The organism is Photobacterium lucens (genome assembly GCF_009873615.1).
Taxonomy (GTDB): domain Bacteria; phylum Pseudomonadota; class Gammaproteobacteria; order Enterobacterales; family Vibrionaceae; genus Photobacterium; species Photobacterium lucens.
The window spans coordinates 1-11,983 of the sequence record NZ_SSMG01000345.1; the positions used below are offsets into that span (position 1 = coordinate 1).

Genomic DNA, 11,983 nt, shown 5'->3' on the forward strand with positions numbered 1-11,983 from the left:
CACACATAATTAACAAAAGTGGTGTGAATATAATGAATGAGATTGAATATGAAAAACTATTTATCTTACTGATTTGTAAGAAATTATTAAGCAAATAAACGTCAAAAAAACACCTCTATAGCACCACTTTATTGACGCATAATATTACGTTGAAAAGTTAATTTATGACTATAAATAACCCTTATTAATACAAGCACTTATTTGTTATCTTTGATTGTTATTCATCGAACGGATCGAGCTTAACGTCATATTTGATCCTTTATGATCTTATGCTAATGAAGAATTTGACTCTTTAGCGTCAAAAATAAAACACCTTATTTTTATTGATAGATATACCAATAAAGCAAATCATGATTTTTTAACTCTGCTTCATTATCCGTTACAATCAACACTCTTTTCTAAATCCTTGTAGGCGTGATTAATATGAGCAAGCAATCCCAATTTACCGATGAAGAATACAAAGCATTAGCTGAGCTCATGGATTCCTACAACCGCACTTTTGCAGTTTCTATTACCACACTGGTTATCGCTGTGATTGGCTTTATTATCGCTGAAACCCAAATTGGTTATTTGATCACTCCAACCATTCGTTGGATGTTCGGATTACTGGTGATACTACCTTTAACCATTACTTCCATTGGCTCTAAATACGATTTCAATCATCTGACATTTACCATGCCAAAGACGATTCTTTATAGTGTGCTCAATGTCATAGGATTAGTCTCAATCATGGCGATTGTGATAATGCTCAATGGCTAATGCGTTAACTTAACACGGCTTATACCAACATCCCCTTGATGACTGAGCTGTCATTAAGGGGATATCGTTTCAAATATAGAATTCTCAGCGACTAATAACTTAATTCGTTTCAATGTTATTAATGGTAATTTTATCACTCAGGAACAGTGAATTTGGGATCAAATGTGTCGCGCCGTCATCTTTAATCGTGATGTAACGTAGATTCAAATCCACCACTTGCCCTCTTGAGTTCGCCACTTCAATTCGATCACCTAATTTAATTGGCTTGTACAACACAATCATCACGCCTGCGACAAGGTTGGAAATGGCATCTTTCAGAGCTAAACCAAGCGCAAACCCAGTTAAGCCAAGCCCTGTCACAATGCCTGTAACATCAAAACCAAGTTTAGAAAATGCCAGTATTGCACCAACGAATATTAAGATGGTTTTCTGCGAATTAGACATTAATCGAAATGAGCTTGAGGCTTCAGAATCAAATCGACAGGCTAATTTCTTCAACGCCTTATCAATAACAATGCTCACCACAATAAATAAAACAAAAACGACGATAGCCTGAATAACCGCGTTATCTACCATATATGTCTTTTCTCACTCTGATTTTGCAAAACTAATTGATTGATTAGTCATTCATTAATAACAAAATCATGCCTACACAAACTTTTTTTGACAATGATTTATACAGAAATTCAACAAACCCTGACATTCATATAACGTATATCAATATCATCAAGCAGAATTTTGAATGATGTATTTGCTAATTAATTTATCGCGGATATATTGCACTGATCAGGGAGTTTGTTGATGGCATTTGACTATGGGTCAATTGATTTAGGGCTTAAAAACCCATTTAAAACAGAAGGCAAAGTAACCGCAGCTCGAGGCATTGTTGTTATTTGTTTAGGTGTCTACGCATTGTTTGCCGCAGCAAGCAGCGTAAGTCATAGCACTTTCTCCGGCTGGATAATGATCTTGTTTGCTTTGGGTTTATTAGCAAGCGGGATTATGACGACTTATCGTGGTATTTCTGCCACGCTAAAATACTTTGTTGGCCGTAACCACCCAACCTCATTGGCTCACAACCATAGCAATACTTCTGAACATGCTTATCAGGAAGATGCGTATGTTGCCTATTCAGAAGGTACAATTACCGACATGCTAGTTGGGCGTAAAAACGCCACCTTTGTTGAGCCTAAAGGCTTTCTTGCTCATACCCTACATAGCATTTTCCCAAGCCTTATTTACATGCCCTATCCCATCCGTAACCTTGCGCAACGTTTATGTGCTGCGTGGGCTAATACTGCTGTGGCTTTATTGTGTTACGGCTTAGTGGCATTTATTTCATTAACAGGCTTTATTGGCACATTAGGTAAGCAAGTTTTCCCTGTTTACTCTGTGGTGCTGACACTTGGCTTAATGATAATGTGGACCTTAACTGGGCTGCGCTTAAGCCGTATGGCTGATACCCGTGTGCCTCGCTTGTCTAACAGTGAGTTTATTCGCACACTCATTGCCGCTGCTGTATTGCCTGTTGGTATTGGTTTAGTGCTAAAACTATCAATGGTGGTTGCTGGAACAACCCGAGTAACAAATTTTATTAGCTACTTCAGTAAACTGCACAATTCAGTCTTTATTGCTGCCATTATTGTGGGTGCAACACTTGTAACACTGATTGTGGCGTTAATGCTTAATAAGCGACTGTCGCTGTCCAACCCAAAAGTCGAAGTTTCAGAGTTGCGTGAGAACTGGCAAGAGTCGGTTCATCCCAATGAAATCTTCATTAACCTTGATAACCTCGTAATGGCGAATCGTCGTTACAAGGAAGTACCGAACCGCGTTTATAAAGAGTTGAAGCCAACACTTAACGAACAGGTACAAGCGAAAGGCAGTTTTGCAGGCGAAACATTACAAGAAGTGCAGCCGAAATATAAAGAGGTTGAAGTCGATCAAGCCTTAAACAGCACACGTATTTTCAGCTTAATTAGCGGGAACCTATTATTAATTGGTGCTGCTGTAGCAATTTTATTCTCTGCCTTATCGATTGCAGGTGTCCTCACTGGTGGTCACACTGTCACTAAGGTAACGCAACTGTTCTTTATCGCCTGTATTTTAAAAGCTCTGGGTAGTATTTTAGTTAATGCTAGTCATCTATTTTTTGCTGAGATGATGTTTGAAAGTAATGTAATGTACTTGAAAGTGGAAGGTACATTTACTGAATCGAAGATCTCAACTGGTAACAGTATTCATGACTCAACTCGTTCTGAAAATATCTTAGTACGTTCAAGCATTACCCCGTGGATCATTGTAAGCCGCATTGTGAGTAGCTCGTTTGCTTCATCAGGTTCTAATAACTTAGAACATCCACGCTTTATTTTGGAAATGCACAAAAACGATCATGAGCTAGATAGTATTCGTAACGACTTAATCATATTCTTAAAAGATCGTGAGTCTATCGCTTCAATTACTAGCCAACGTGACTTAATGAATACCTCGCAAATTCACGAGATCAACAAACAAACTCGTGCTCAAAATACGGCAATTCCACATCATGAAGAAGAAATGGGCGGTTATATTCGTCGCCAAGAGGAAGAAGAATACCCTCAGTAAAGCTCCGCTAACTTGCTAAGTGGTATAAAGGAGAAAACGATCATTCGTTTTCTCCTTTTTTATTATTAATGTGAGTGACCTTTACCAACTACAGCCAAACCGATTTTTACTCCCATAATCTGTGCAAAATTAGTGTGCACTGCGTCAAATTTTTTATATGACAAATGTCACATTTTCTTTTTTCTTCGCCTGTTTAACTGTACGTACTATGACGTTCACTTAAATACAGACGATGAAAAAAATCACACTACTCTCCGCACTTATTGCTTCCACACTCAGTGTGCCAAGCTTTGCCTGTACCACCATTTTAGTTGGCAACCAAGCAACCCAAGATGGATCTTTCATTGTGGCACGTAATGAAGATTACCAAGCCAATAACACCAAACAATTTATCTACCATCCAGCAGAAGCGAAGCAAAAAGCTGACTTTAAATCTAACGCCAACGACTTTACTTACCCAGCAGCCAAACATGCATTGGAATATACTTCATTGTCTGATTACGACACTAAAGGTACCAGCATGGGAGAAGCTGGTTTTAACTCTGCCGGTGTTGGTATTTCTGCGACAGAAACCATTTATAACGGTGACAAAGCACTCGCTGCCGATCCGTATGTCACTAAAACAGGTATTGGTGAAGATGCGATTGAGAACGTGATCTTGCCACGAGTACGTACCGCTAAAGAAGGTGTTGAGTTACTTGGTAAGATCATCGAAAAACAAGGTGCATCTGAAGGCTTTGGTGTCGCATTTGTTGATAAAACGGGTATTTGGTATTTAGAAACGGGTAGTGGTCACCAATGGATGGCACAAAAACTTCCTGCGGATAAATACTTTGTTTCGGCTAACCAAGGTCGTTTAACCACTTATAAACCTCATAATCCCGATTACTTAGCGTCGCCAACGTTAGTTAGCTTTGCCGAAAATCATGCTTTATATACGCCAGTGACAGGTGAAGCCTTTAATTTCCACAAAGCTTACTCGCAAGATACCCAAAACGATGTGACCTATAACTACCCACGTGTGTGGACGTTACAGCACATGTATACCCAAGGGCTACAGACCAAAATCGATCAGGGTGAAAACTTCCCGGTATTCTTAACGCCAACCCATAAATTAACAATTAACGACGTTGAACAAGGTTTAAGAAATCATTACCAAGGTACGTCTCACGATCCGTACGCTAATAATAATCCTAAAGAGCCTTACCGCCCTATTTCAGTATTTAGAACCCAAGAATCCCATATTCTTCAAGTGCGTCCATCATTACCGATTGCGATTGGTGAAACGGAATACATGGCTTACGGTATGTCAGCATTAAGTGTTTATATCCCTTACTATCAAGGCATGACACAAGTACCCAAAGCACTTACATTAGGTAACGATAAAGCTGACGATCAATCTGCTAACTGGCAGTTCCGCAAACTACAAACCCTTGCAATGACAAACTGGAATGAGTTTGCGCCTATTGTGCAAAAAGCCTATCAGCAATTTGAACAGCAAACTGCTGTAAAACAGCAAGCGCTAGAAAAACAATACTTAGCGATTTACAAGAAAGAGCCTAAAAAAGCCCAAGCACTGATCAACCAGTTTGAGCAAAAAACCATGGATGATGCGCTAACACTGACTCATGATCTGACAAATACGTTGTTAACAAAGATGACGCATGACACCGATATGCTTTATCACTTCGAAGGAGCATAAATTAGTACAACAATAAGAGAGCATCAGTATGCTCTCTTATTTACATCTCGCTCAGTGTCGCATTTTGAAACAATAAGGATATATATTCTTTTCTCGCATCTTATATGATGGGGGCATTGAACTGACCTTTATTCAACAAAATGCGAACACTCCTTTCACTTGTTAGCTCATTGTTTTTGCTATTCGTGCCTTGCACTGTTTTTGCTTCATCGCCATCACAAGAAGCAAAAATCACCTTAGGTCGATACCTGTTTAATGATGTTCGCTTATCCAAACTCGGCAATCGTAGCTGCGCTTTATGTCATTCTCCTGATCTTGGCTGGAGCAATCGCTTTAGCAAAGTGCCTGATATTAATGGCAAACCAACTACATTAAATACCCCAGCTTTACTTAATACAGCGCACTATTCACAGTTCATGCAAAGCCGAGATGGACTTAATACGCTTGAGCAAACCATCATGCTACCACTGTTTGGTACAACCCCAACAGAAATGGGTATGACTGAGCCGTTATTACTACATCGTTTACAACAAGCATCTGATATTTATACACCTTTATTTACTGCTAGTTTTCAGTCACCTGAGTTTTCCTCCAGCAAAGTGATAGATGCACTAGCAAGCTATGTGAGAACCATTACGAGTTTAGATACTCCGTATCACCGTTATTTAGCAGGTGACTCAGCAGCATTAACCGATCAACAAAAAGCAGGATGGGCACTATTTAATAGCGAACGGCTTAAATGTTCGCAATGTCACAGTGGCGAACTACTTAATACCCCTAAGCGCAAAGATGATCCTATCTATGTCAGTACAGGTTTATATGGAATAAAAAACCAAGACGGCAACTATGTATACCCAGCCCATGAGCGTGGAAAAGCCAGCTTTAGCCATAACGACTCTGATGATGGTAAATACCGTATTCCCTCATTGATCAATGTTAGCCAAACCGCCCCTTGGGGACATGACGGCAGCGTACAATCACTAGAACAATATATAGAACATTATGCTGCTGGTGGACGAGTGATCAGTGTGGGTAATAACGCTGGTGATGGTCGGTTACACCTCAACAAAGATCCGAAAATCACAGGATTTAGATTAACGACAACAGAGAAAAAAGCCCTCGTTGCTTTTCTTCAAAGTCTAACCATAACCAAACTACCTGCGCAGCCACACCAAGATCCTTTCTGCCAGTTAGTGCCATTAAAAAATAAAAAAGACAGCCCGAACTGTCTTCCACCTTTTAAAGTGAAGTCATGAACACCATAAACAAAACCATGAACAAGACGATTAAATTAATTACTTTAGGCGTGTTGTTTAGCCAATCAATGGCAGTGAGTGCAGCAACTGATGTGAACCCTGAGCACAAAGGGCGTAACGATTATTTTGCTAAGAGCTATCAACCATTATGTACAATGCCAACCAAAGTCATTGCGACAGCATCAACCCTTGATGAAGCCAGTCAGCAAGAGTTTATTTTAGATAAGCAGTTAGGCTTTAATACTAAGCTCAATGCCCAAGGTGAAACCTACATTCAACTAGCAATTAAAGAATGGGATGAGAAGTTTATCGTGGGTGTGACACCCAAAGTACAAGTCACCATGGTTGGTGCAGATGTACAAGGCACTTATATTGTTAACTTACAATGTGAACAGCAAAACCAATACCTCACCCATTTAAACACCCACGAATGGGGAAGCTATACCTTAAAATTAACAGGTAAGCCTAACGAAGCAGTAAAAGTGCAGATCATCACAACGAATTTATAATAAAAAGCCACAGCACCTTACCGATGCTGTGGCTTTTTATACTTTACTTATAAACCAGTATTACGATGGTATTCTTGCGCAGCAAACTCTTTGCCCTTTTCCATCGCCGCAGCACACGATTCAGGCGCAATATCACCACGCTCAGTAACGTATTGTTTTAGCTCTGCCGCTTTATCTGTACGGTTAAAGAACTCGTGATAACCGATATTACGACAAAGTTCCCAAGAAGAAACACCCGCTGCATTTTTCACGGTATAACTGTTCGACGGTGTTCCCGCACAACCTACTAGTCCCAATGCAATCAGGGAAAATAGCACCTGCTTTTTCATCAAATATCCTTCTCTAAACTTTATCTTAATGATTTATCAATAGAATATCATACCATCTACAAATTGTAGTGCTATCTCCGTATAAACCAATATAAAACACCATCATTCATTAGACGTAGATAATATAATTTCCTAATATACCCGCAATTCAAATGCGTTTATGATCGTGACAAATCACACCTTCATCGCCATAGCTATTTTTAGGATCCACCATGAGCAATTTTAATCTTTATACTGCCCTTTTACCTTGCTTTGACTGCCGCCAGCAAAAAGCAGAAGCAAGCCTAGGTTGGCTAACACCTGCGATGCATAAATCTGTGCTTGAGCAAGTAAACGCTATTGTTAATGATAGCAATGATTACCCAGATGATATTTTAACAACGGTAACTTGCTCGGTAGATGAAGCGAAATACTATCTGCTATTAAACGCGTTTGCTTACTCAGAAGAAGAAATGCAAACCACGGGCGTTGATCCTGATGATTTGGTTGAAATTGAAAGAGAAATCAAAACCAGCAAAAACGCTGATGGCATGATTGAGCTAGAACATGAAATTGCCCTGCAAGGCTGTAATACTTGCTGCCCTGAATAATTCCTTTCGCTATGGTGTACAACTCGGTGCACCATAGTCATTCTCTTATCTTGTTGTCGCCACTTTCTGCTTTCTTGAAATTTAGCTTCTTGCCCCCACTTATTAAAAATATAACTAATAATAAGATCAGAAGGTAATATGAACAGTCCAATTATTGATGACTTAACTTGGCGCTACACCACCAAAAGTTACGATCCTAGCAAGAAGATTTCCGCTGAAAATATGGCAATTATTGAAGAAGCGCTACGTTTGTCAGCCTCTTCTATTAACTCGCAACCTTGGCGTTTTATTATTTTAGAATCAGATGAAGCGAAACAACGCTTTAGCAATACATTCGCCAATAAATTCTTTCCGAATAAACCACACGCAACCAACGCTAGCCACATCATTTTGTTTGCCCATAATACTCATTATTCCAAACAAGATTTTACAGCGGTCATTGATCAAAACATTCTAGATGGACGTCTGACTGAAGATAAAAAAGACGATGCTGTCAGCAAGTTTAGTTTTGCCGATTTGTATACCGAGCCAAATGGCTACAACGCTAACTGGACGAAAGCGCAGCTCTATCTTGCTCTTGGTAATATGCTACACGTATTAGCCCGCTTAAAAATCGATTCAACACCGCTAGAAGGCATTGATGTTCAGCTGGTAGAAAAAGAGTTCAGCCAAGAGCTTGATGGTTTCTCCTGCCCGGTTGCACTTGCTATTGGCTACCATGATGAAAGTGATTTTAATGCGAAGTTACCAAAGTCACGTATGCCTGCTGAAAAAATCATTAAAAGAATTTAATCTCGCCAATGATAATAAAAAGCTGTGAACGCAGCTTTTTATTACAAATCTCTCGATTACAAAATAGACTGCTCCGAATTAGAAATACTTCTCACAAATAAGGCAAATAACCGATATTTATCAATAGGCAACCTTGCGCATATCTAATTTCTCGTCATACTTAACCCTATCAACTCAGAGGATTATGTTATGACAGACACTGGTAGATCAGCCGAAATTAAACTTAATGCCCATGAGCAAATTGTTTCAACTACTGATATCAAAGGTAATATTACTTATGTCAATGAGACCTTTTGCCAAATATCAGGCTACACCCGTGAAGAAGTCATGGGAAAGAACCACAGTATTTTACGCCATGCTGATATGCCTAATGAGGCCTTTGGAGATTTATGGCGAACCATTAAACAAAAGAAGTTTTGGCGTGGTGCAGTAAAGAACCGATGTAAAAATGGTGATTACTACTGGGTTGATGCCTTTGTGACACCAATTTATGAAAACAATGTCGTGATTGGCTATCAGTCTGTGCGTTTACCCCTTTCCAATGAATTAAAAAATAAAGCGGAATGTATTTATAAAAAAATTAAGCAAGGGAAGAGACTGAAACCTGCAACCTCCTCGTTAACCAAAAACAGTTTATTTGCATTAGGCTGTATTATCTCAGCCCTGCTCACAATCATAGTCTCACCTTATTTTTGCTTACTTTTCCCTGCTCTGTTTGCGGCTATTTACCAGCAAGAAGTGATTGTCTTTCCTGCATGGCAGAACCGTCTAAAGAAACATTACGACAGTATCGGTATTCATATTTATAACGACAATATTAATAACCATGCTGAATTTGTAATGGGATTAAGAGATGCCCAGATCAAAGCGATTCTTGCGCGAACACACGAAGCCTCTTCAAATGTCGATAGTGAAATCAACACGGTAGCTGCGCTTGCTGAAACCTGCAAAGAGAACATAGTAGAAGAAAATGCCCACCTCGACAGCATTTCAACAGCAATTGAAGAAATGTCATCAAGCATTACTCATGTGGCTGAGAATTGCCAAAATACCCTACTGACAGTCTCTGATGGAGAAAAAGCCTGTAATGCGTCGTCGGAATTAATTGAACTCACTTCTAAGCATATCTCTTTGCTTACAGATGAAATCACCGAAACGAGCAGTATTACCGAAAAGCTGTCGAATGAAGCCACAATGATCACAGGCATTTTGCAAGAAATCGAAAGCATTTCAGAGCAAACCAACTTGCTTGCACTCAACGCTGCTATTGAAGCAGCACGTGCGGGAGAGCATGGGCGTGGTTTCTCTGTCGTCGCAGATGAAGTAAGAACTTTAAGCGTAAGAACCCATGATGCGACATCGCAAATCCAAAAATCGGTAAACTATATATTATCGTCACTCAACGATGTGGTCGATCGCATGAAAAGCGGTAACGAAAAGTCGCAAGTGTGTGTTTCTGATGTAGAAAATGTTTCCAACCAAATTGGTAATATCTTGGCGCTGATGGATCAAATATCCCAACTTTCTCATCAAATATCGACTGCGGCCGAAGAGCAAGCTATGGTTGCAAAAGAAATCAATAGTAACAGTTACCAGATCTACGATGCTTCAAAGCTCAATTTAAAAGAAATCAATACCATCACTGAAACAATGTCTGATATGACAGAAGACTCGGCACAGCTGGTTAATCTATCTAAAGCATTTACTTAAACGTTTAAGATAAAAATAAGCCGCTGAGTTGTTCAGCGGCTTCACTTTTTAATCACGCTACAATCAGTGAGAAAACGCATAAAACCATAGTCTATTAGCCATTGCAGTTGCTCATGTGAACTCACTAAAAAACGCCCAATAAAATTTACCCCATGCCCTTTCATCTCACCTATTTGATTCGTTGTTCTTGGTACAAGTAACATCCAACGCTTAGTCAATAAAATATTATAAGGTAAACATTCAATTAATCCGTTAAACGTTGATGATGTATAAAGCTGCATTTTATCCATTACAGATAAATAATGCTGATACAAACTTTCTGCATTTAAATCATCAAGTAATAGCAGATCATAATTAAATGGTAATTGACCATTTAAAATGACAGATTCTAATGGTAATGCCGTACGAATTAATTGCATGTGACGATGCATTTGGCTTGAACCCGCTATTGCTCCCGAGTTAAAAAAACCCAACACACCGTTATCAGTAATGCCTTCAATCCATGCTTTAAAATCATTTAATACCAACGGTGACGTTTGCGGAATATAATTTTTAGCACAAACTAATAAATGCGGAACAACAATAGGGAATTTATTTAAGATACAAACATGGTTAGAACCAATGTCGTCGATAAACACTGTGGGACTATAAGGTGCTAAAAATGGATCATGCATGACGACATTTGGTGAATGTTTGATTTTCATGTTTTTAGTTTCGATATTAACAATAAAATCAACACCATTCTGATTAACAATAATATCGTTATTCGTTAATGGTAATAATTCGCCTGTAGAAACACCTTGTGATGATTTTTTATTTCCTACTTCCCACAGCATAGTTTACCTTTTTAGCATTAATAATCTTCGTCAATTTCTGGCGTACAATGCTCACAACTTTGTAAAGCTATCTCATGCTTAAATGTGGCGACACCTTCAGTTGTCATATGCTCTGAAATAAGATCATTAACTTCTGTTAAATCTTCTGAATTAACTTGGCCATGATTAATTTCATGCTCTGAATAACCATAGTAGTTAAGTAGCAAGTAATCACGTGCTTCGTCTTCTGTACATACAATATTAACCGAAAAATACTCTTCATAATCCGTATCAGCATGCGACAAGATGGTTTTAATTTGATCAACAACATCGTCTTTCATACTGGGAGTAAACCAACCTAACTCGGTTGTCGCCTTATGTGTATGACAGATAAAACAAGGTAATTCTTCGCTAGCATATTTGAAATTAGTCATGGTGAAACTCCATACAAAGGAAGTATGTAGTTAAATTATTCCTAATTTATTAAAAAGAGTAGTGATAAAAATGGAATATTGTGTTTCGGTTTGTTATTTAATGCCACTAACTAAACAGTATGCATATATATTATATTTTATAAACCTTTCCACCTGCATTATTTAATTGGCTAAAGATCACAATTTAACATTTATTTCACACTCTCTGTGAGATTAATATCTATGCTTAATTCATAATAGTTAGACGCGTAACAGGATGTTAAACAGCGTAACTCTTACAATGGATTTAGGAGATGAATAACTTATGACAAGCAAGAAAGAAAAAAATCAATGGATTATACCAACTGGCATCAGTTTATTAATGGCAGTACTTGGTGTTGTTATTCTTTCACCTTTCATTAATATTTAAATGAAAAAAGGGAGCCAATGCTCCCTTTTTATAATCAATATATTACGATTCAAAATACCGATTTAACATTAAAT

The 11,983-nt window shown here is 38.5% G+C and carries 12 protein-coding genes; 8 read left to right on the forward strand and 4 right to left on the reverse strand.

Features of this window, described 5'->3' with window-relative positions:
- Positions 1-423: 423 nt before the first annotated feature.
- A complete protein-coding gene (locus E5A76_RS14610; protein WP_161119363.1) occupies positions 424-759 on the forward strand; it encodes a hypothetical protein in 336 nt (111 codons plus the stop codon).
- Positions 760-858: 99 nt separating this feature from the next.
- Here the strand turns inward: E5A76_RS14610 and E5A76_RS14615 are convergent, their stop codons facing one another.
- Positions 859-1,335, reverse strand: coding sequence for a mechanosensitive ion channel family protein (locus E5A76_RS14615; protein WP_161119364.1), 477 nt, complete (start codon positions 1,333-1,335; stop codon positions 859-861).
- Between the two features lie 225 nt (positions 1,336-1,560).
- On the opposite strand from E5A76_RS14615, the gene E5A76_RS14620 reads away from it, so the two are divergent.
- The 4 genes from E5A76_RS14620 to E5A76_RS14635 all read left to right on the forward strand — a co-directional run bounded on the left by E5A76_RS14620 (position 1,561) and on the right by E5A76_RS14635 (position 6,830).
- A complete protein-coding gene (locus tag E5A76_RS14620; RefSeq protein WP_161119365.1) occupies positions 1,561-3,363 on the forward strand; it encodes a hypothetical protein in 1,803 nt (600 codons plus the stop codon).
- 232 nt (positions 3,364-3,595) lie between these two features.
- Complete coding sequence (locus E5A76_RS14625) at positions 3,596-5,065, forward strand: C69 family dipeptidase (RefSeq protein WP_161119366.1); 1,470 nt, start codon at positions 3,596-3,598, stop codon at positions 5,063-5,065.
- Between the two features lie 185 nt (positions 5,066-5,250).
- A complete protein-coding gene (locus tag E5A76_RS14630; protein WP_316247335.1) occupies positions 5,251-6,321 on the forward strand; it encodes a cytochrome-c peroxidase in 1,071 nt (356 codons plus the stop codon).
- On the forward strand, positions 6,318-6,830 hold the full coding sequence (locus E5A76_RS14635) for a hypothetical protein (protein ID WP_161119368.1): 513 nt from the start codon (positions 6,318-6,320) through the stop codon (positions 6,828-6,830). Before E5A76_RS14630 ends, E5A76_RS14635 begins: the two co-directional genes overlap by 4 nt.
- Positions 6,831-6,877: 47 nt before the next feature.
- Here E5A76_RS14635 and E5A76_RS14640 read toward each other — a convergent pair whose 3' ends face one another.
- On the reverse strand, positions 6,878-7,159 hold the full coding sequence (locus tag E5A76_RS14640; protein ID WP_053988212.1) for a hypothetical protein: 282 nt from the start codon (positions 7,157-7,159) through the stop codon (positions 6,878-6,880).
- Between the two features lie 212 nt (positions 7,160-7,371).
- On the opposite strand from E5A76_RS14640, the gene E5A76_RS14645 reads away from it, so the two are divergent.
- The 3 genes from E5A76_RS14645 (at position 7,372) to E5A76_RS14655 (ending at position 10,251) form a co-directional block, all read left to right on the forward strand.
- Positions 7,372-7,749 (forward strand): hypothetical protein, encoded by a 378-nt coding sequence (locus E5A76_RS14645; RefSeq protein WP_161119369.1) that lies wholly within the window; start codon positions 7,372-7,374, stop codon positions 7,747-7,749.
- Between the two features lie 138 nt (positions 7,750-7,887).
- Positions 7,888-8,541 (forward strand): nitroreductase family protein, encoded by a 654-nt coding sequence (locus E5A76_RS14650; RefSeq protein WP_107165130.1) that lies wholly within the window; start codon positions 7,888-7,890, stop codon positions 8,539-8,541.
- Between the two features lie 189 nt (positions 8,542-8,730).
- Positions 8,731-10,251: a methyl-accepting chemotaxis protein gene (locus tag E5A76_RS14655; RefSeq protein ID WP_053988215.1), complete on the forward strand. Its 1,521-nt coding sequence runs from the start codon at positions 8,731-8,733 to the stop codon at positions 10,249-10,251.
- A 41-nt stretch (positions 10,252-10,292) separates the two neighbouring features.
- On the opposite strand, the gene E5A76_RS14660 is transcribed toward E5A76_RS14655, so the two are convergent.
- Both E5A76_RS14660 and E5A76_RS14665 read right to left on the reverse strand, forming a co-directional pair.
- Positions 10,293-11,087: a phosphorylase gene (locus E5A76_RS14660; RefSeq protein WP_161119370.1), complete on the reverse strand. Its 795-nt coding sequence runs from the start codon at positions 11,085-11,087 to the stop codon at positions 10,293-10,295.
- Between the two features lie 17 nt (positions 11,088-11,104).
- Complete coding sequence (locus tag E5A76_RS14665) at positions 11,105-11,500, reverse strand: hypothetical protein (RefSeq protein WP_053988217.1); 396 nt, start codon at positions 11,498-11,500, stop codon at positions 11,105-11,107.
- Between the last annotated feature and the right edge of the window lie 483 nt (positions 11,501-11,983).

Excerpts from the sequence above, each read along its gene's own strand:
- E5A76_RS14640 (WP_053988212.1), bottom strand. The coding sequence starts at position 7,159 with ATGAAAAAGCAGGTGCTATTTTCCCTGATTGCATTGGGACTAGTAGGT.
- E5A76_RS14615 (WP_161119364.1), bottom strand. The coding sequence starts at position 1,335 with ATGGTAGATAACGCGGTTATTCAGGCTATCGTCGTTTTTGTTTTATTT.
- E5A76_RS14610 (WP_161119363.1), top strand. The coding sequence starts at position 424 with ATGAGCAAGCAATCCCAATTTACCGATGAAGAATACAAAGCATTAGCT.
- E5A76_RS14665 (WP_053988217.1), bottom strand. The coding sequence starts at position 11,500 with ATGACTAATTTCAAATATGCTAGCGAAGAATTACCTTGTTTTATCTGT.
- E5A76_RS14645 (WP_161119369.1), top strand. The coding sequence starts at position 7,372 with ATGAGCAATTTTAATCTTTATACTGCCCTTTTACCTTGCTTTGACTGC.
- E5A76_RS14635 (WP_161119368.1), top strand. The coding sequence starts at position 6,318 with ATGAACACCATAAACAAAACCATGAACAAGACGATTAAATTAATTACT.
- E5A76_RS14655 (WP_053988215.1), top strand. The coding sequence starts at position 8,731 with ATGACAGACACTGGTAGATCAGCCGAAATTAAACTTAATGCCCATGAG.
- E5A76_RS14620 (WP_161119365.1), top strand. The coding sequence starts at position 1,561 with ATGGCATTTGACTATGGGTCAATTGATTTAGGGCTTAAAAACCCATTT.
- E5A76_RS14625 (WP_161119366.1), top strand. The coding sequence starts at position 3,596 with ATGAAAAAAATCACACTACTCTCCGCACTTATTGCTTCCACACTCAGT.
- E5A76_RS14660 (WP_161119370.1), bottom strand. The coding sequence starts at position 11,087 with ATGCTGTGGGAAGTAGGAAATAAAAAATCATCACAAGGTGTTTCTACA.
- E5A76_RS14650 (WP_107165130.1), top strand. The coding sequence starts at position 7,888 with ATGAACAGTCCAATTATTGATGACTTAACTTGGCGCTACACCACCAAA.